This is a genomic window from Microbulbifer rhizosphaerae, from assembly GCF_014191725.1.
Taxonomy (GTDB): domain Bacteria; phylum Pseudomonadota; class Gammaproteobacteria; order Pseudomonadales; family Cellvibrionaceae; genus Microbulbifer; species Microbulbifer rhizosphaerae.
Map to the genome: position 1 here is coordinate 236,093 of NZ_JACHWZ010000003.1, position 19,480 is coordinate 255,572.

Consider the following 19,480-nt stretch of genomic DNA (forward strand, 5'->3'; position numbering starts at 1 on the left):
GGGAAACAATTTAATCAGGTAACAATCAATGTTCCGCTCTGAGGAGCGGCGCTATCGTCAGCTCATGCAGTATGGAATTTCCCACTGCTACGTCACCGATAGTGAAACAGGCACTGGCGGCGACTGTATCCAGATCATCCGCTCGGCGGGCCAGGTCGTCAAAATGACGCATAATGGACGGTTCGCGCGGGTCCGGCAGTGAAGTCCCGGTGAGAAAGCCGGACAGAATAGCCTCCTGGCCAGGCTGTGTGTTGTAGTGCATATGCGCAAAACCGGTACCAGTTTCCAGGGTGTGGCAGCCGCTGCAGGTGTTCACAGCGAGCCCGAACAATGCTTCATCGGTATTGGTAGCCCCCGGTGTAGCCGGCGGTGGTGAGTTGGGTATCGACAGCATTGCTGCAGGCACATTCCAGAGCAAGGGAGCCGGTGCGCGCCCGGCGAGGAAGTCATTTCCGTTAAAGAGTTCCGGCACCACATGGGTTTGCGCAACCAAGTGCCCCCATTCCTGATTGACATAATCGGCCAGCAACGGGCTGTTGTTGTGAATCTCCTGAGGTTCCTGTTTGACGGTCGTCTGCTCGAGGTGGCCTCCCCCCGCGGGCAGTATGAACTCACGCAGCTCCCACTCGGGAGAGATCGGCAGGAACTCGTTAGTGCGCACCTGGCTGATCGCGCTGCCATTGGGCGCGGAGGGATTGGCTCCCGCGGCGCTGAATACCTCGGTCAGTGCCGCCAAGTCGCTGTTGTAGTTTGACGATCCCTCCAGGGCCTTCCACTGCTGCGCCCAGTCCCGGACATTGGCGCAACCGGAAATGGGAACTTTGTATTCCAGGATCAGGGTCTTGCCGAGGCTATTGCAATTGCCGTCGTGAAGCGAGAAAACAAAACGCCCTTCCCCGGCATCCCCGCCGCCGTAGATGGTACTTCCGCCCCGAAGGTCCAGGCGCAGGACAATTCCCAGCAGCTTGAAGGGACTGTGCTGAGGCAATAGCGTGGCACCGGGCCCGCCACTGCGGATCTCCCATTCCCCGATCACCTCGTCGAAGACATGGCTTCTGGCCGGGACCGTCTGACCGTTGATGGTCTGGGTTCCATTCCAGTGATCGAAAAGCGCTTTTATGTAATCGGATGTGGACGCGGTACCGTTGTTGATATTTCCCATCAATTGCCAGAAGGTCCATTCCCCGACGGGATTGCCAACAGGCTGCTGGTTTGTGGATGAACAGGACCAGGTGCGGTCCGGGTCGGTGACCACATCCAGCTTGGTGATCATCAGTGAATCCGGAATACTGGCTGCAGCTGCGAAGTCAGGGTTCTCCGGCAAGCCCAAGGGGAAACCCTTTACCGGCAGCTGTATCGGCACATCGAACTTGATACCATCCGGACTGAACGGCAAGCTAAACCTGCGCTCTTTGCCACCAACATGCTCCATTACGGTCGCTGTTTCGTTTTCGACGAAGGTGCTCTGGGTTCCGATTTGATGGCGGCCACCGGGAGCAAACAATATGCGTTCTTTACCCCTATGGAGTTCCGCGTACAGGCGATTGGCCTCGGCAAAAGTCTGGAAGTCGAACTCCGTCTTGATCGAGAACCAACCATCCCCTGCTCTTTCATCTCCGCCCTCACCGTTGTCGCTGAGTGTGAAAGGCTTTCCCTCAATGGTGATCTCCAGGGTCTTACCGGGTTCTTGTAGCGGGAAGTACCCGGAAATCAACGCGGTACTATCGTCCAACCGGTGCAAGCTGAGATCGGCGGGCTTGGGGTTTTCCAGGGTTGTATCTTCGATTTTCTCCTGTGCTTGTGAAAGACTACTTCCCGCTAGAACAAATCCGAGTAGCAGCGACAAGAATGGATGTGAGTGGCATCTCATAGTTATTTTCTCCCAACATGGTTAACCAAAGGAATTGGTGTCAGGGAAGTGCCGTTTATTATTACTGGTTACACCTTCGGCAACCTCTTCTGGCCCGGATACCTTGCGGCACCACAGGAGGTAAGGCAAGTGTATTTTAATTTCTGATTGTAATTCTTCTCGCAAAAACGAAGGGGATTGCCGGCCTGATCAAGATGCCGTCTCAAACCTGGTCTGGTTTGTACGATTGTTCTGTTTTTAACTCAGTGACAATATATTCAGCTACCATATCCGCCGAAATTCTTACCGCGGGGGAGAGATCCCCGCCGGTGGAGAATTTCTCGCCGCAGATCGCGTAGATATCCAGTGCATGGGGAAGCATACCCATCAGCTTCCCCAGTTCAATTGCCTCGGAAAGATTCAGGCCGTGACTGGAGGTAATGGAAAGGCTGGCCGGCAGCTCCTCTTCCAAGCCATTGAGGTGAATAACTTCTCCTGGGGCCCGGCTATCTGTACAGGCTGCGTCCACCAGGTAGACCCGCCTGTTCATCCAATCCTCCAGTAACCGGGTAACGTCACCGCCATTTCCGATACAAACAGCGTCGTTTCCCAGCCCCTGGCGCACTCGATCCAGAATATAGGGGCCGACGCCGTCATCGCTGCGAAAACGGTGCCCGAGGCTGATGACTACGGTGTTAATCACGGGAGCCTTCTGTCTCCCCGTTCCAGATGCAACTTCAGGAAATGCGTGGAACAGGAGATACATGGATCGTAGTTGCGAATGGCCTGTTCGCACTGCCACCTGAGCTTTTCCTCCGGAAGATGCAGATACTGAGGAATCATGCTGTGCAGGTCCTCTTCGATGGTTTTCTGGTTCTGGGAGGTGGGTGGCACTATCTTGGCGTCGGTAATCTTTCCGTCCCGGTCCAGGCTGTAGCGGTGATAGAGCAGTCCCCGGGGAGCCTCTGTGGCGGCATAGCCGGCGGCTTCGCGGGGTTGGCATTGAAGGTATGGCTCCTCCGGCCGCCGGTAGTTTTCCAGTATCCGCAGAGCCTCATCGAAGGCATAGAGTACCTCCAGGCTCCGCACAACAATGCTCTGAAAAGGGTTTGCGCAGAAGGGAGGAAAACCAATTTCGCCCGCAACCTGCTGGACCAGCGGCGACAGGCGGTCGAAATTCAGGTTGAAGCGCGCCATTGGGCCAACCATATAGGCCCCGCGCTGGTTGAGTACGCTGTGCAACGCGTTGGTATATTCGACATGTCGCTCAGTGAAATGTTGATCGTAGTCCGCCACAGAGATGTTCAGGCCTCGCGTGGATGCAATTCGGCCTTCGTTCATCGGGTATTCGTCCGGGTGCGAAAGAGCGACGAATTCATAGGGATTCTGTGTCGAGCGCTCGAATTTCGGAAACGGCAGCGAGGCCGCCCAGCGCGCATTCTCCACCGCCATATCGCGTGCCCGCTGCAGCTCGTCCACCAGCGGGCGCAGTTCTCCCGCCCGGGGCACACGGTAGAACCCGCCCACACGGACATTGATCGGGTGTATTTCCCGTCCGCCCAGCAGGCGAACTATGGCGTTGCCGGCTTTTTTCAGCTGCAGCCCCCGTTGCACGATCTGAGGATGATCCTTGGCCATGGCCACGGCACTGGGGTAACCGAGAAAATCCGGTGCATGCAGCATGGCGATATGCAATACGTGGCTTTCGATCCACTCTCCACAGTAAATCAGCCGGCGCAGGGCGCGCAGTTCCAGCGTCGGCACCAGGCCAAGCGCATCCTCCATGGCGTGCAGTGCGCTCATCTGGTAGGCCACCGGGCAGATGCCGCAGATCCGCGCCGTGATATCCGGTGCTTCCAGGTAATCGCGCCCGCGTAGAAAAGCCTCGAAAAAACGCGGAGGCTCGAATATTTTCAGCTGCACATCCTGTACGCCGCCGTCGTCATAGCGGATATACAAGGCCCCCTCCCCCTCCACACGGGCCAGATAGTCCACCTTGATGATCTTACTCTTTGTCATGGCGGCGGCTTTCTTCGGCAAAGGCCGGTGCAGCGGCATTGAAATTGCGCAGGTTCTCGACAATGGTGACCGGTTGCACCTCCATTTCCTCTTTCCACCAGTGACTCAGGGACGCGGTGTTGGGGTTTTCCTTGGGGCCATAGCAAGCATAACAGCCGCGGTTGTAGGAAGGACAAAGTGCGCCGCACCCGGCGTGGGTAACCGGGCCCATGCAGGGCGTACCGTGGGCAACCATGACACACACATTGCCTTTCAGTTTGCACTCGATGCACACGGAGTGCGGGGGCACCTGTGGCGGGCGCCGGTGCAGGAAAGCGCTGATCACCTCTAACAGCTGTCGTTTGTTGATCGGACAGCCCTGCAGTTCAAAATCCACCGGTACATGAGCGCTGATCGGTGTCGAGGTTTTCAGCGTTGCAATATATTCCGGGTGGGCGTAAACAATGGAAGTGAAGTCTTTCACATCGGAAAAATTGCGCAGAGCCTGGATGCCACCGGCGGTGGCGCAGGCGCCGATAGTGATCAGTGTGTGCGACTGTGCACGCACTTCGCGGATGCGCTCTTCATCTTCTGCAGTAGTAATGGAACCCTCTACCAGGGAGAGGTCGTAGGGCCCTTCCAGTTGTCGGCTGGAGGCCTCCATAAAATAGGCAATATCGATCTTATCCGCCAACTGCAACAGCTCGTCTTCGCAGTCTAACAGGCTCAGCTGGCAGCCGTCACAGGAGGCGAATTTCCACACGGCAAGCTTGGGAACCGGGGTAGCATTACCCATTGCAAATCTCTCGGTGGAATCTTACAGCGCGCGAATATGAAACCATTGCCGGATATCCTCATAACGAAAGACGGGGCCATCCTTGCAGATAAAACTGGGGCCCCACTGGCAGTGGCCGCAGTGGCCGGTAGCGCATTTCATATTGCGCTCCATGGAAAGGTAAATGGCCGATGGTGGCATACCTTTTTCCAGCAGCACCCGGATACAAAAGCGCATCATGACTTCCGGACCGCAGAGAAATGCGATTGATTTCCCGGCGTCGAAGGACGTCGCCGCGAGCGGATCGGTGACCGCGCCGATGCGTCCCGTCCAGCCCCGCTCCGCCTGGTCGACCGAAACCTGCACATCCATACTCCGGGACCACTCAACCAGCTCGTCGCGATAGAGCATTTCCCTAGGACTTCTGGCTCCGTAAAAGAGGCGCACTGCCGAACCTCCCCCCCGCGATAGCAGGGTGTAAATAACCGGGCGCAACGGGGCCAGCCCCAGGCCACCGGCGACCAGCAGAATCTCCCTTCCGGCGAGAGAACTTATCGGCCAGTCGCTGCCAAAGGGGCCCCGTACACCCAACTGCCCGCCCTCGCGAAGGTTTTCCAGTGCGCGGGTAACCATTCCGTGGGTCCTGATGGTATACACATAACCGCTGCCCTGGTCGGAAGGACCACTGATGGAAATCGGCACCTCGCCGGTCCCGAATGCGTAGAGCATACTGAATTGCCCCGGCTGGAATCCCGCTACCCTGCCCATCCCGATCGGCGAAAGATGCAAGGTGAAGGTGCCGGGGAATTCCTCCGCTCTCCGCTCGACGCGGAACACTTCGGGAACCACTACTGCCCTCCCGCCGGCCGCGAGGGGTGGCCGTAGATATCCAGCAACTGCATCCGGGTAGCCTGCAGCCGCTCGGTCATAATACGTGCGAAGCGCCTCATCAACTCGTAGCCGAGCTCGGTGTCCCGACTGCATTTTTCACGCAGGCATTTGCCACCCAGGCGAATCGCGCGAACTCTGTCCACAGCGCGCGCATCAAAAGTCCACTGATGGGGAGGGAACAACCAGGACCAACCGAAAATATCGCCGTGCTGCAGGGTCTGCAGGCACACCTTTCCGTGCCCCGGCACATAGGTCTCGATAGCGACCCTACCCTGGCGAATCAGGAAAAAATGCTCTGCCGGGGCGTGTTCCTCCGCGAGAGCATCGCCGGCACTGTATCCGACGATCTCGCCACAACCACCGATAAATTCAAGATATTCCTCCTCGATACCATCGAAGAACGGGTGCTCGCGCAACAGGTCCACGATTTTCTTCACGGCTTCTCCGCCTCCCGGATACGCTGCACCTCCTCGGTGATGTCGATGCCCACCGGACACCAGGCAATGCAGCGACCGCAGCCGACACAACCGGAGGTACCGAACTGGTCGTACCATGTGGCCAGTTTGTGGGTCATCCACTGGCGGTAGCGGGAGCGGGTATCCGGCCGTACCGGACCGCCGGTGATATAACTGAAGTCAGCCGTGAAACAGGAATCCCAGCGCTCCCAACGCTGTGCGTGTTCACCGCTGAGGTCGGTGGTGTCCTCCACCGTGGAACAGAAGCAGGTGGGACAGGCCATGGTACAGTTGGCGCAGGACAGGCAGCGGTCTGCGACCTGGTCCCAAGCGGGACTTTCGTAGTTGCGGTACAGCAGTTCCTTCAGGTCCGAACTGTCGAAACTCCGCGGCCCCTCCAGCATCTGTTTCACCGCCTGCTGAATCGAATCGCGCTCGGCCTCGCGATGTCTCTTACCGGCACGCTTTAGCGGCAGTTGTCGTAGAATCCTCTCGCCCTTTCCCGAGCCGCTGCAAAGCAGGAAATAGTGGTTTTCCCCATCGATCACTTCAGTCATTTCCAGGTCGTTTGGCAGTGTTACCTTCGGCCCGGTATTCATCGATGTGCAGAAACAGGTGGCCGCGGCGGAAGTACAGTTAACCGCCACGATAAAGAGTTTCCCGCGCCTTTCTGCATAGCTGTCGTTTTGATATCGGCCGTCTACAAACACACGATCCTGAGTGGCGATGGCATGCAGCTCGCAACTGCGCACGCCGAGAAAGGCCATGGCGGGCGCCTCCTCCACAACGGCGGTTATTTGCATCGGGTGAATGCTTTTCTGTGCCCGCCACACCGGACGGCGCGGCAACTGCAGGAACTTTTTCCACGAGTGGGGGCCGGCGGCGTAGCCGAAATAGGCGTCGTCTTCACGGCGCTTTACCCGGTAGTAGCCCTTTTCCTGCTCGTCGGTCCACCCTCGCGGCAGGTCGTCGGCGGAACGGATTTCATCGTAGACAATGGCTCTCTCCGCCAGCGTCGGGCCAAGCACCTGGTAGCCATCCGCACGAATTGCCTGAATTAGTCTATCCAGATATTCCGCCTGCAAAATGAACGTTTGCATTATTCTTGGGCCATGGCTGGCTCATTCCTGCACATAAATGAATCTGTTTAGTTGGCGGGGAGCAAAGGCAAAAGATCTATTATTGAGTCAGATTGTAGAATCCCGCGGCCATTTTTGAGAGGAGATAGGTGACAATATCCAATGACCAAAAGTAATCTGCAGGCATCAATGACCACTTTATTGAGAAGGCTGCCATGCGCCAACTAGATGGTGAGCTTTTACTGGACGAACTCGGCGTCGACCATTTAAAAAATGCCTCAACACTCGGCGCCCTGTCCGACCAGACGATCGATTACCTGATGAAGAAGGGACGTGTTTACGCGCTGCGAAAAGGCGAGACACTATTCGAAGACGGCGCACCGGGAGACACCTTTTTTATCATTCTCAAGGGTTCTTTTTCTTATTATCTACCATCGAATAATCGTAGCGAATATATACGCGAATTCAATTTTGGGATGGAGATAGGCTTCGTCAGTATGATCGCGCTAATACCGCGGCCAGGAACTGCGATAGCCTCCAGTGACAGTTATGTTTTGGAGGTCACAACAGATCTATTCTACGCCCTGCATTATGAAAGACCTTTGGACTTCGGCGTGCTGCTGATAAACCTGTGCCGAGAGTTGGCGCGGAGAATCTTGGAAAGGCAAAAAAGAGACAACCGCTGAAGGACTTGGTCTGGTCCGATTCAAACGGCATTAGAAGTCTTCCGGATTCAACCTTTGACACATACGTGTGGTTCCAGCCGCGCCACCTTGCGCGCCAGGCCCGCTTTCTCCGCCGCATCAACCACTGCACGCACATCCTTGTAGGCACCCGGCGCCTCCTCCGCTACACCGCGCATGGACGGGCTTCGGATTTGGATGCCCCGCTCCGCCAGTTCGTCCACCAGTGAGCGCCCGCGCCACTGTTTGCTGGCCTGGTGCCGGCTCATGGCGCGGCCGGCGCCGTGGCAGGCGGAGTGGAAAGAGAGATCCGCACCCTGCTCGGTGCCGACGAGAACGTGTGATTCAGTGCCCATGGAGCCGCCGATCAGCACCGGCTGGCCCACCGCGCGCAGTGTTTCGGGAATCTCCGGGTGCCCGGGGCCGAAGGCGCGGGTGGCGCCCTTGCGGTGCACATAGAGTTTGCGCTCTCCGCCCTGCACCCGGTGTGCCTCCACCTTGCAGGTGTTGTGAGAAACGTCGAACAGCAGGGTCAGGTCCGCCTTCGGCAGCACGTCCGCAAATACTTCCCGTGTCAGGTGAGTGATGATCTGGCGATTGGCCAGGGCACAGTTGATGCCTGCGCGCATGGCACCCAGGTAAGCCTGTCCCAGTTCGGAATTGATCGGCGCGCAGGCCAGCTCGCGGTCCGGCAACTCGATCTTGTGCTGGCTCGCGGCGAGCACCATGTACTTGAGAAACTCGGTACCTATCTGGTGGCCCAGGCCGCGGGAGCCGCAGTGGATAAAAATCACCACGTCGTCCACCTGCAGGCCGAATGCCGCGGCTGTGTTCCGGTCGTAAATTTCCGCTACCCGCTGGACTTCCAGGTAGTGATTGCCGGAACCCAGCGTGCCCATTTCGTCCTGTTGCCGTTTGCGTGCCCTATCCGAAACCTCCGCCGGGTCGGCGCCGGCCATGCAGCCGCGTTCTTCGATATGTTCCAGGTCCTCGGGATTGCCGAATCCCTGCTCCACCGCCCAGCGCGCGCCGCCGCGCAACATCCCCTGCATACCCTTGTCATTCAGGTGAATGCGCCCGGTACTGCCGACGCCCACTGGAATATGTTTGTAGAGCTGGTCGGCCAATTTCTTTTTGTGGGGCTCGATGTCGTCCACGGTAAGGCCGGTGCGCAGGCAGCGCACCCCGCAGGAAATATCGAAGCCGACACCGCCGGCGGAGACCACGCCGCCTTCATCGGGATCGAAGGCCGCCACGCCGCCGATGGGAAATCCGTAACCCCAGTGGGCATCGGGCATCGCGTAGGCCGCCTGTACGATGCCCGGCAGGCTGGCCACGTTGGCCAGCTGCTCGAACACCTTGTCGTCCATGCCCTCGATTAGCGATTCATCGGCGTAGACCACTCCGGGCACACGCATTTTTCCGGTGGGGTCGATGCGCCAGGCGAATTCGGATTCACGCTGAAGGGTGTATTCGCCTTTGTTCATATCGCCACCTCAGAAGGGCCCACCCTGAAATCAATCAGATGTCAGCTTTTTGTAGGATGAGCCCGCTTCACACATCGATTACGCACTGCGCCATCCAACCGCCGTTCTCTTGCTCACAGACTTTTAATGCAGTGTAGGTCGCCCCCTTGGCTTCCACCGCCGGCATATGCTTCTGCCGCTGCACCGGTTCGCCCCAGGCACTGCCGCTCAAGCGGTTCCCGTCCAGCTTTACCGCGAAACGGGAAAAGAGCATATTGCGCGTGGCCATTTCGTAGACCAGCGCATTGATCCAATCCACCAGCAACAGCTCGAGATCGGGGGCTTCGCATTCGACGTCCACGCGCTCATCCGGCGACACACTGTCCAGTTCGGTAACGGTCGCGGTCAGCGCCAGGCCGGTCTGCTCGAAAGCTTCCTTCGGCGTCACGCCATAACCGCGAAGACCCATATCGGCCTCATGGCTGAAATGCTCCCAGCCGGTGGTCAACGGTCAATCCCCACTACCCTGCGCTTCGAAGACGATGCGCACCCGGTGGCGCTCGCCATCGTCCCTGAACGGAATCTGCGGCCCGTCGATCTTCTCTCCATCCAGGTTCAACTCGTGGATTTCCTCCGGGCAGCCGCCGCAGTTTTCCACTTCGATGTCATAGCTGCTGTTGCCGCGACGCAGTGTCGCGCGGTAGCGCTCCCAGGAAGGGGGCAGACAGGGTTTTATCTCCAGGTTGTCTCCGCGGACCCGCAGGCCGAGCAGGACTTCGAGCGCCCCGCGGTAGAGCCAGGCGGAAGCTCCGGAATACCAGGTCCAGCCGCCCCGGCCCACGTGCGGCGCCACCCCGTAGACGTCCCCGGCCAGCACATAGGGTTCGGTGCGGTAGCGCTGCACGCCTTCGGCGTCGGAGGTGTGGGTGATCGGGTTAAGCAGGTCGAACAGGTGCCAGGCGCGCCCGCTGTCGCGGAGGCCGGCGGCGGCCCAGACGGCCCAGGTGGCGGCGTGGGTATACTGGCCGCCGTTTTCGCGGATGCCCGGCGGATAGCCCTTGATGTAGCCGGGATCTTTTTTCGTGCGGTTGAAGGGTGGCGCCAACAGCAGTATCTGCCGCGCCTCCTCGCGCACCAGGTGCCGGTAGGCGGACTGCATTGCCATGGGCGCCCTCTCCACTGGCTTTTCCGGGGCCAGGACCGACCAGGTCTGTGCAATCAGGTCGATCTTGCATTCGTCGCTCTTCTCCGAACCCACCGGGGTGCCGTCGTCGTAGTAGGCGCGCCGGTACCAGGCGCCGTCCCAACCGTTTTCCTCAACCTGCTGCTTGAGATTCTCGCCCAGTTCGCGGTAGTGGTTCGCCAGGGCGCCGTCGCCCATATGCTCGCACAGGGGCGCCATATCCCGGCAGACCCGCACCAGGAACCAGCCCAGCCAAACACTCTCCCCGCGCCCGGTGGTACTGATGCGGTTGAAGCCGTCGTTCCAGTCGCCGTTGCCGATCACCGGCAGGCCGTGGGGGCCCACCGCGCCGGCGCGCTCTATGGCCCGGCAGCAGTGTTCGTAAAGAGAACCGGTTTCCGCGCTGGTTTCGTATTCCGTGTAGCGTTCGTTTTCGTCCTTTTCCAGGGGAGGCCCCTGCAGGTAGCTGACCCATTCCTCCAGGATCGAGTAATCCCCGGTTGTGCGGATGTACTCCGCGGTGACAAACGGCAGCCACAGCAGGTCGTCGGAACATCGGGTACGCACGCCCCGTAAGGGGTTCTCGTGCCACCAGTGCAGTACGTCACCGTCCTGGAACTGCCGGGAAGCGGCGCGCAGAATATGCTCCCGAGTCCACTCCGGGTGCGTCCACAGCAGCGCCTGCACATCCTGCAGTTGGTCGCGGAAACCGAAAGCACCGCTGGACTGGTAGTAGCCGCTGCGGCCCCAGAGCCGGCAGGCCAGGGTCTGGTAAGGCAGCCAGCGGTTCACCAGCAGGTCCGTGGCCTTGTCCGGCGTCTCGATCTGTACGCTGCCCAGGTATTCCTCCCAGAATTCTTCGGCTTCCTCGCGGGTCGATTCCGCCCGCTGCGGATCGCTGAACTTCTCAGCCAGCTCCAGGGCCCGCTTGCGGTCGGCGCCCTCTCCCAGCACGAAATAGATCTGCTCCGTGGCGCCGGGCTCCAGGTCGATATGCACCTGATAGGCAGCGCAGGGATCGCCGCCGTGGTCCACCTCGCCGGAAAGGCCGATGCAGAACATGGCTGCCGGAGCGTGGAGCCCGCCGGATTTCCCCAGGAATTCCGTGCGGTCGGTGGTCAGGCCGTGGACCGGCAGGCTTGCGGCGAGAAATGCCACGCCGGCGTCGGCATCGCGGGTGAAGGTGTTGCGTGCCAACAGCACTTCACTGTGGGATTCAAATTCGCTGACGATATAGGGCCAGGTGCCCGCCCGGGTCAGCCCCAGGACCCACTCCACGTAATAGGTGGCGGTGATACGCCGCGGCCGGTCCCAGCTGTTGGTCAGGGTCAGGCGGCCGATCTTGACCGGCGCCTCCCGATGCACAAAGACCCGCCAGGCCTGTTCCATGCCGTGGCTGTTGTGCCGGTATTCGGTGTAGCCGGCACCGTGGCGCACCTGGTAGGGAGCATCTGCGGGGCGCGGCGCCGGTGTCGGCGACCACACCTCGGCGGTCTCCTCGTCCCGCAGGTAGAGGACCTCGCCACTGGGATCGCGCACCGGATCGTTTTGCCAGGCGGTCAGGCGGTGCTCGCCGCTGTTGCCGGACCAGGTGCAGCAAGAGCCCGCTTCTGTCACCAGGCAGCCGAAAGAGGGATTGGCGATTACGTTGACCCAGGGCGCCGGCGGACGCTGTCCCCTCTCCAGGTGCAGCACGTATTCCCTGCCGTCGGCGCTGAAGCCGCCGATGCCGTTGTCGAACAGCAGGTCCTCCGGCCGCTCCAGTTCCGGCGTGGGCTGCGGCTCGTAGTCCGCAGGGCGCACCGGCACGAAGGGGGGCAAGTGCTGGGGCACACCGGGGGCTGCGATCTGTGCCGAGACCGGGCCGGCAGCGGAATCCAGCACAACCCGCGCCGCGGCCATCAGCCGCTCCCGCTCCTCCCCGGGCAGCTCCCGCCCGGGGACAATAAATACCGAGCCGTTCAGTTTGCGCAGGGTCCTGCCGCGGACATCGGTACTGATATATTGCAGCCGGTCCCGGGTGTTCTGTTCGTAGCCGGCGGAATCCTCGTCGATGATCACCAGGTCGATGGCTATCCCCCGGCCGCACCAGTAGGTGTGCGCCTGCAGGATGGGCTCGGCAAAGGCGACCTCCCCGGAACTCTGGACCTGCAGCAGCAGGATCGGATTATCGCCAGAGATGCCCCGGCTCCACAGGCTGGATTGCAATTGCCGACCGCGGCCGAGTATCCGCGAGGGCGCGCGCACACTGCTGTCCGGCGAGAACAGCGCCGACAGCAACTCCATCATCCAGCGCAGGTTCCCCGACGCCATGCGCAGGTTCTGCAGTTCGTGCTCTGATTGCATGCGCGCCAGGTCGAAAATCCAATGCACCTGAGGCAGTGAGCGGCGGGAGCGCAGTACCGCCATGAGTTCCTGTCGAGATTTGCTGACCCCGGTCAGGTACGCGACTTCAACTTCCGACTGCGCCGGCACGGTCAGCTCGACACCGGTGGCGATCACCGGATCGAGGACCGCGCCGGTGGTGCCACTGAAGCCCGCCAGCCCCTTCTGCAGTGCCTGGGGGCGTGCCGGGGAGCCGCCGCGCCCGAGGAAACGCCAGCGGTCCGTTTCCCAGGCGAGCCTGTGTTTCACCCCCGGCTGTACCAGCACGCTGTGACCCAGATAGATGGGCTTCTCCTCACTGCTGCGCGGCCGACGCCGGTAGAGCATGGTCTGCTCCTCGGGCAGGTGGTGGCTCTCCACGAAAAGTTTGGCGAAAGCCGGATGGCGGCGGTCCTCCTGTTCCGGGGCCAGCACCACTTCCGCATAGGTGCCCAGCAACAGGCGGCGCGGGCGCGCGCTCTCATTCTTGATGATCAGCCGGCGAACCTCCAGGTCGTGCTGGGAGCTGATGGCGATGCGCAGGCGGCAGAACAACTCGGACTCCCGCCGCTGGTACTCGATGCTGTGGGGCGCGAAGCTGGCGGCGCACAGGCTGGGGTCGGCGCCACAGGGGTCCAGGCCGATGGAAAAGAGAGTTCCCTTGTCCAGGTCGCGCACATAGCACCAGTGCCCGAACTGTTCCCTGGTGGGGTCCGGCTGCCAGCGGGTCAGGGCGATGTTGTGCCAATAGCTGCCGCCGCCGCCTTCAGCGCTGTTGATCAGGGTGTAGTGGCCGTTGGACAACAGGTTGTACTGCGGACGCACTCCGTGCAGGGTGGCCCACCAACTCTCCAGGGGCACGGCCGGGTGGAAACCGCGGACAGCACCGGGGCGGCTCCAGGGTACCGGTGCGGCGGGTGCGGAAGGGATGCGTTCGTGCAGCAGCGGCGTCAAACCGGCGATGCGCGGCTCCCGGTGAAAGCGCCGCAGCATGATGTCGGCGTGAAAGAAATTGTTCAGGGCCAGCATGATCATGCCCTGGTGGTGGCTCATATAGGAGCGCACGGTGCGGGCCCTGCGCGGCGCGGCCTTCGCGGTGCGGCCGAAGTCGATCGCCTCGTACAGACCGTACTGACCGTAGCCGCCGTGGGTGCGCAATCCGCGCAGGTTGTCCACCACAGCGGCGGCGTCGAAAGGCAGCGCCATCATCGACGAATAGGGGGATATCACCAGGCGGTCGCCCAGGTCCCGTCGAAAACCGATGCCCGGCACCCCAAAGGCCCGGTACTGGTAGTGCAGGTGGGTATCGAGCTGGTAGTAGCCGGATTCGGAAATCCCCCAGGGCAAACCCAGCCGCCGGGTAAAATCGCGGTGGACCTCGATGGCGTTCCGGCAGGCCTTCGCTATCAGGCTGTGGTCCGGGGTCTCCATCAGCAGGCGGGGCATCAGGTATTCGAACAGGGTGGCACTCCAGGACATCAGCACCACCTTCCCCTTCAGTCGCCGGAAGGGACGCTCCAAGTGCAGCCAGTGCTGGCTGGGGACATCCCCCTTGGCCACGGCAATGAAACCGGCCAGACGCGATTCCGAGGCCAACAGGTCGTAGTAATTGGGATCGAGGCTGGCGTCGGTGACGTTGTAGCCGATACGAAACAGGTGGCGGTCCTGGTCGTAGAGAAAACCGAACTCCATTTCCTGCACCCAGTTTCGGGCCCGTGTAGCCAGCCCGCGCAGTTCCCGCGTGCGCTTGTCCGCGTGTTCGCGGGTGGATTGCAAGGCGGTCCGCAATTCGCTGTTCCAGTCTTCTGCCTGCCGGCGCTGTTCCTGCGAAATATCCGAGTCCGCCAGGGCGGCCTCGAGCCGCTCGAGAATCTCTTCCGCCTCCCAGCAGCGCTCGGCGAGTTTCCCCAGGGGAATCAGGGGGTCCAGAGCCACTGTCAGTACCCCATAGTTGTCGGCAAGGGGGGTATCCGCTTGCCGGTAAGCCGCGGGCGGCTCCTCAAGCAGCGGGTGGCAGGCCTCGATGCTTTCCCGGTGGCGGCGCAGGAATATCCGCTGGTGGTGCAGTTCGTCGAGCCAGTGCCGCAGGCGTCCCAGTGCCTCGGCACTGAAACTCTTGTCGTCGCTCTCGATCAGCGCCAGCATCCGCTCCTGCAGCTCCGGTATTTCCCGCTGGTAGGCCTCCTCTACCACAGACCACCAGTCGCCCTCCTCCACCCGTTCCTCCAGGCGGTCGCGCAGGTCGCGTATCTGCGCGATGATTTCCCGCAGCTCCTCCCCGGGTTTCGAGCCGTCGCTGGGCTGAAGGGTCTCCTCGATGATCCCGAGGGTGTCCACAACCCCGAGCACCAGTTGCCGCCCTGCGGGCGGGAGGTACAACATCTCCTCCAGGCCGCCGGCCAGGGCCAGCAGCGACCCCGCGAGGTTGCCGCTGTCCACGGTGGAGACGTAGCGGGGCAACAGCGGGCGCAGTTCGCGGGTTTCAAACCAGTTCAGGAAATGCCCCCGGTAGCGCTCCAGGGAGCCCATGCGGTCGAAGCTATTGTTCAGGCTGGCCAGCAGTTGGGTCAGGTCGATATAGCCGAAATCGTAGGCGCTCAGGACACTCAGCAGCCCGAGGCCGATATTGGTGGGGGAAGTGCGGCGCGCGAGCACCGCCAGGGGCTCCTCCTGGTAGTTGTCCGGCGGCAGCCAGTGATCGTTCGGCCCCATGAACTGCTGGAAGAAAAACCAGGTGCGCCGCCCCAACAGGCGCAGTTCCCGCCGGTCTTCCTCGCCGACGGGCAATTGTTTGATCACCGGTGGCCGGTCTATCCAGCGGGTCAGTTGCGGCGCAATCAGCCAGGCCAGCAGAAGTGGCGCGGCGGCGAGCAGGCTCGCCGGCTCGCGGAAGATCAGGCCGAGTGCCACGATGGCGGCCAGCGCGGGGGAAATCCACATTTCCCGCCAGGCGCCGACCGCTCCCATGGCCCGGCCCAGCGCCCGGTTCACGTGGGCGCAGGACCGCCACTCCAGCAGGTGTCGCCGGGAAATACCCAGCCGGTAGAGGGTGCGCACTATCGCGTCCAGAGTACTGACCGCCTGGTAGGGCAGCAGCGCCAGCGACAACAGCCAGTGCAGCAACCGCTGGCGCAATAGCCCCGGCGTGCCCCGGAAATGCCGGTGCGCGCTCAGGGGGCTGGCCGCACTCCGCCACAACAGCGACAACAGCTCCACCCAGACCGGTGCCGCGGTCAGTGCGAGTAGCGCGAGGGTCCAGGCCCAGGCCGAGCCGGGCAACCATCCGCTCCAGGCGAGCAGGAACAGGAGCAATACGCCGGGGGCCTCCAGGCTGCGCCGCAGGTTGTCGGCGATTTTCCACTGGTGGATCAACGGCAGCGGGTTTTTCACCCGGGTGTCGCCGGTGGCCGGCACACGGCGGCGCAGCCAGGGCAGCAGCTGCCAGTCACCGCGTATCCAGCGGTGGGAGCGCCGCAACAGGGCGAAGACATTGGGGGGATACTGCTCGTAGACCACCGTATCGGACAGCAGCGCGGTGCCGCCGATGGCGCCCTCCAGCAGGTCGTGACTGAGCACGGCATTCTCCGGCAGGCGGCCCGCCAGGGTCTGCTCCAACACCTCCGGATCGTAGATCCCCTTGCCGGCGAAGATCCCCTCGCCGAACAGGTCCTGGTAGGCATCCGACACTGCGTGGGTATAGAGGTCCACGCTTCTGTCGCCGGAAAATATTTCCGTGAACATCGTGTCTGCGGTGTCGGCGGGGTCGATTTCCAGGCGGGGCTGCAGGAAGCCGTAGCCCGCCGCCACCCGCTGCCCGGCGGTGTCCATCTGCGCGCGGTTCAGGGGATGCGCGATGGTGCCTACAAGACGCCGGGCGGTGCCCGGCGGCATCTGGGTGTCCGCATCCAGGGTGATCACGTAGCGCAACCCGTGCAGCGCGGCGCGGTCGCCGAAGCAGGTCTCGAAGGTGGTGTCCTCGTCGCCGTGGATCAGGCGGTTGAACTCGACCAGCTTGCCGCGCTTGCGCTCCCAGCCCATCCAACAGCCCTCGGCGGCGTTCCAGCAGCGCCTGCGGTGCAGCAGCAGGAAGGTGCTGTCGAGGCCATAGCGCCGGTTCAGCGCGGACAGGGATTCCTCGGCTATTTTCAGCAGAATGCTGTCGCTATCGCAGTCCTGCTTACCGGCATCGGCGAAATCGCTCAGCACCACATAGACGAGGTTGTTGTCGGTGTTGTTCAGGTAATTGATTTCCACGCACTGCAGAATACGGTGCACGTCCTCGGTATCGGCAATCAGCACGGGCATGACCACCGCGGTGCGGTAATCCGCCGGAATCCCAGTCTCGAAATTGAGCTTGGGAAGCTTGCGCGGCGGCAGGCTGTGGGTGATCAGGCCATTCACCAGCGCCAGGGCAAAACCCAGCAGCGGTATCGTGGTAAGCAGCAGGGCCGATACCACCACCCAGGCGGATGTCCCTCCGGCAATCAGGTAAACGGCAAGGCCAACCAGCGGGGGCAGGAAAAATACGGCCAACCCTGCAAAGTAAACTGCAAGGGCGTGATCGGTGATCCAGCGGTACAGGCGGGTCCCCCAGGCGAGCCGACACTCCAGGGATTCCTCGAATTGGCGGCGCCCATCCCCCACCAGGTAAAAGCCCACATGCCGTTTGCGACTGTCGGATGCCTGAGCCCGGCTCAGCTCCAGGGCCCGCTCCGCCACCTCGTACTCCGGCCGCCCGCTGCCGCGCGCAATTTTTTCAACGGCGCCGCGGTAACTGTCGCGGGTTTTGAAATCCATGCGGGTGTAGGCCTCCGCCGGGTCCTGCCTGAGGACCATCTCCACGCGGCTGAGCCCTTCCACAAACTCACGCCAGTTGCATGTGCGGAGGTCGCGCAAGCTGATAATGGCGCTGGCCACGCCGACCCCGCCGAGTTCCGCCGCCTCGAAGTCCTGCTCGTCATCCTCGGAACCGAGCACGTCCTCGGCATAGCCGGCCAGGGATTCCAACAGGGCCAGGCGCAGGACGGCCGGGAGCGCCCACAATTCGCCGGTGGTCAGGACAGTGTCATCCTGATAACGCTCCACCAGCGGGCGGATACGCTCCATGTCCAGCGGCTTGTCGTCGGTGGACAAAAGGGCCACGGCCAGGACCCGAACCCGCAGATCGGGGCGCCCCTCCCCGCCGCGGATTTTTGGGAGTTGTTTCAGGAAAGACGGCGGCAGAGATTCCCGCACCAGCTCCAGTGCTTCCTGCACCACGTGGCGATTGTCCAGCAACCACTCCTCACCGCGGGTTCCCGTTTCGCCAGCCTCGATACGGGCGGCGATGCGCTTGTAAATATCCGGGAAATGCCGTTCAAGCGCCCTCAGCTTCGGCTTGAGATGGTATTTCCCCGGTCCGGAAAGGATATTCCGGTGCTCCTTCGCGAGGGCGGAAATCTCCTCTTCCGGACCGCCCTGCTCGTTTTCGTCCTCGACAATGCCCCGCTTCACGTTTTGCGGTTGCGCCCCACCGGATGCTACCGGGCGCGAAAAGAACTTACGCCCATACAGTTTCATTCGACATTCCTGTCACTGGGGTGATTGAAGTGCGATATCGGGCAGAACTCGCCGCCCGTGTGCAGGTGCTGGGGATGGGTGTCGGGCAGGTCCTGGAAGACCAGCAACGGCAGGGAGCAGCGGCACATTACCGCTTGGCAGAGGTTGCCCTTTTCCCAGTGTGTGCCGCCCTGGGTATCGTGGACATCCATGGCAATCAGGTCGACTTCTTCCTCCATTGCTACGCCGCAAACGTTCTCTACAACACTCTGCGTCACCTCCAGGCGAACGCGGACCTTGATACCGTTCTGCAGCTGCCGGGCAATATCCTCGAGGTAGGCTTTCGCCGCTCGCCGGTTGCATTCGACGAATTTCTCCCGCAGAGCGTACTCTTCCTGGGTAATGGGCATCCGGCGCGGCATTTCAGGCACCGAGATGACCTGCAGTAAAATCAGTTCCACCTCCTGGCCGCGCACCATGGCCGCGACCTGGCAGGCCACCCACTCGGAGCTGTGCGAGCCGTCCATCAGAATCAGGATGCGCTTGTAGGCTTTGTCCGCCCGCCCTGAAGGCAGCTCCCCGGGCCGAACGATCATAAAGGAAATCCCGGAGCCGCTGATGACCTTGTGCGCGGTACTGCCGAAGTGAAAGCGGCTGATGCCCCCCTTTCCATAGGCGGTAAAGATCAGCAGATCGATGTCATTCTCTTCCGAATACTCGACGATCTGTTCCGAAGGCCGGCCCTCGACGATATTCGAAGTCACTGGAATAGTTCGCTCTGACAAGCGCTTCTCCAACTGGTTGAGATAGCTGCGCATTTCGGCCCTGCGCAGCCGCCAGTCTACCGAATCGGGGCTGTGCTCATCGCCGTGAGAGGTTTGTACATGCAGCAGGTGAATCTGGGCACCACAGCTCTCGGCAATGAATATAGCGTGGGAGACGGCCTCCTCCGCTGTGGAGGAGCCATCGAGTGGCACGAGTATTTGTTTGAAGGGCACGTGTATTTCCTCTGCGAAGTCCGGCATTGCGTCGTCATCGCGGCTGGCAAATGGATGCCCGGCGATTCGACTGTCGCATTAGTCTTTCTCTGATGAATTTTTTGTACCTGGACCGGGCAAGGAAACCGACAGATATGGCGCTTATTGTCTCGGCGACAGTTGTGCTATAGGCAGCGCACTGCCCGCTGGCCTTTCTCGCAA

The 19,480-nt window shown here is 61.4% G+C and carries 12 protein-coding genes; 1 reads left to right on the top strand and 11 read right to left on the bottom strand.

The genetic code is table 11. The annotated features are described in order from the left end of the window. Positions 1-25 precede the first annotated feature (25 nt). From FHS09_RS04515 to FHS09_RS04545, 7 genes are all read right to left on the bottom strand, one after another. Positions 26-1,870 (bottom strand): hypothetical protein, encoded by a 1,845-nt coding sequence (locus FHS09_RS04515; protein WP_183457174.1) that lies wholly within the window; start codon positions 1,868-1,870, stop codon positions 26-28. 202 nt (positions 1,871-2,072) lie between these two features. Then, entirely contained in the window at positions 2,073-2,552 is a 480-nt protein-coding gene (locus FHS09_RS04520) for a hydrogenase maturation protease (protein ID WP_183457175.1), read from the bottom strand. Next, positions 2,549-3,868 carry a Ni/Fe hydrogenase subunit alpha gene (locus FHS09_RS04525; RefSeq protein WP_183457177.1) on the bottom strand — a complete coding sequence of 440 codons (1,320 nt, stop codon included), beginning with the start codon at positions 3,866-3,868 and terminating at the stop codon, positions 2,549-2,551. The genes FHS09_RS04520 and FHS09_RS04525 overlap by 4 nt, the downstream gene beginning before the upstream one ends. After that, positions 3,855-4,643, bottom strand: coding sequence for an NADH-quinone oxidoreductase subunit B family protein (locus tag FHS09_RS04530; RefSeq protein ID WP_183457179.1), 789 nt, complete (start codon positions 4,641-4,643; stop codon positions 3,855-3,857). Before FHS09_RS04530 ends, FHS09_RS04525 begins: the two co-directional genes overlap by 14 nt. Before the next feature lie 21 nt (positions 4,644-4,664). Then, entirely contained in the window at positions 4,665-5,471 is an 807-nt protein-coding gene (locus tag FHS09_RS04535; RefSeq protein ID WP_343057399.1) for an FAD/NAD(P)-binding protein, read from the bottom strand. Further along, positions 5,471-5,950, bottom strand: coding sequence for a cyclic nucleotide-binding domain-containing protein (locus tag FHS09_RS04540; RefSeq protein ID WP_183457309.1), 480 nt, complete (start codon positions 5,948-5,950; stop codon positions 5,471-5,473). The genes FHS09_RS04535 and FHS09_RS04540 overlap by 1 nt, the downstream gene beginning before the upstream one ends. Beyond that, the gene (locus FHS09_RS04545; protein ID WP_183457181.1) at positions 5,947-7,068 is read right to left on the bottom strand and encodes a 4Fe-4S dicluster domain-containing protein; all 1,122 of its coding nucleotides are present in this window, start codon (positions 7,066-7,068) and stop codon (positions 5,947-5,949) included. Before FHS09_RS04545 ends, FHS09_RS04540 begins: the two co-directional genes overlap by 4 nt. A 194-nt stretch (positions 7,069-7,262) precedes the next feature. Between FHS09_RS04545 and FHS09_RS04550 the strand changes: the two genes are divergently transcribed. Further along, positions 7,263-7,733 (top strand): Crp/Fnr family transcriptional regulator, encoded by a 471-nt coding sequence (locus FHS09_RS04550; protein WP_183457183.1) that lies wholly within the window; start codon positions 7,263-7,265, stop codon positions 7,731-7,733. Positions 7,734-7,780: 47 nt separating this feature from the next. Here FHS09_RS04550 and FHS09_RS04555 read toward each other — a convergent pair whose 3' ends face one another. The 4 genes from FHS09_RS04555 to FHS09_RS04570 all read right to left on the bottom strand — a co-directional run bounded on the left by FHS09_RS04555 (position 7,781) and on the right by FHS09_RS04570 (position 19,306). Next, positions 7,781-9,217, bottom strand: a complete 1,437-nt coding sequence (locus tag FHS09_RS04555) for an RtcB family protein (protein WP_183457185.1) — start codon at positions 9,215-9,217, stop codon at positions 7,781-7,783. A gap of 67 nt (positions 9,218-9,284) precedes the next feature. Beyond that, the gene (locus FHS09_RS04560; RefSeq protein WP_183457188.1) at positions 9,285-9,704 is read right to left on the bottom strand and encodes an archease; all 420 of its coding nucleotides are present in this window, start codon (positions 9,702-9,704) and stop codon (positions 9,285-9,287) included. Between the two features lie 3 nt (positions 9,705-9,707). Beyond that, positions 9,708-18,302, bottom strand: a complete 8,595-nt coding sequence (locus FHS09_RS04565; RefSeq protein WP_183457190.1) for a GH36-type glycosyl hydrolase domain-containing protein — start codon at positions 18,300-18,302, stop codon at positions 9,708-9,710. Next, entirely contained in the window at positions 18,299-19,306 is a 1,008-nt protein-coding gene (locus FHS09_RS04570; protein ID WP_183457192.1) for a universal stress protein, read from the bottom strand. Before FHS09_RS04570 ends, FHS09_RS04565 begins: the two co-directional genes overlap by 4 nt. Positions 19,307-19,480: the final 174 nt, after the last annotated feature.

What these genes read in the sequence shown, in the direction of transcription:
- FHS09_RS04515 (WP_183457174.1), bottom strand. Translation starts at nt 1,870, where the DNA reads ATGAGATGCCACTCACATCCATTCTTGTCGCTGCTACTCGGATTTGTT.
- FHS09_RS04525 (WP_183457177.1), bottom strand. Translation starts at nt 3,868, where the DNA reads ATGACAAAGAGTAAGATCATCAAGGTGGACTATCTGGCCCGTGTGGAG.
- FHS09_RS04530 (WP_183457179.1), bottom strand. Translation starts at nt 4,643, where the DNA reads ATGGGTAATGCTACCCCGGTTCCCAAGCTTGCCGTGTGGAAATTCGCC.
- FHS09_RS04545 (WP_183457181.1), bottom strand. Translation starts at nt 7,068, where the DNA reads ATGCAAACGTTCATTTTGCAGGCGGAATATCTGGATAGACTAATTCAG.
- FHS09_RS04550 (WP_183457183.1), top strand. Translation starts at nt 7,263, where the DNA reads ATGCGCCAACTAGATGGTGAGCTTTTACTGGACGAACTCGGCGTCGAC.
- FHS09_RS04555 (WP_183457185.1), bottom strand. Translation starts at nt 9,217, where the DNA reads ATGAACAAAGGCGAATACACCCTTCAGCGTGAATCCGAATTCGCCTGG.
- FHS09_RS04565 (WP_183457190.1), bottom strand. Translation starts at nt 18,302, where the DNA reads ATGAAACTGTATGGGCGTAAGTTCTTTTCGCGCCCGGTAGCATCCGGT.
- FHS09_RS04570 (WP_183457192.1), bottom strand. Translation starts at nt 19,306, where the DNA reads ATGCCGGACTTCGCAGAGGAAATACACGTGCCCTTCAAACAAATACTC.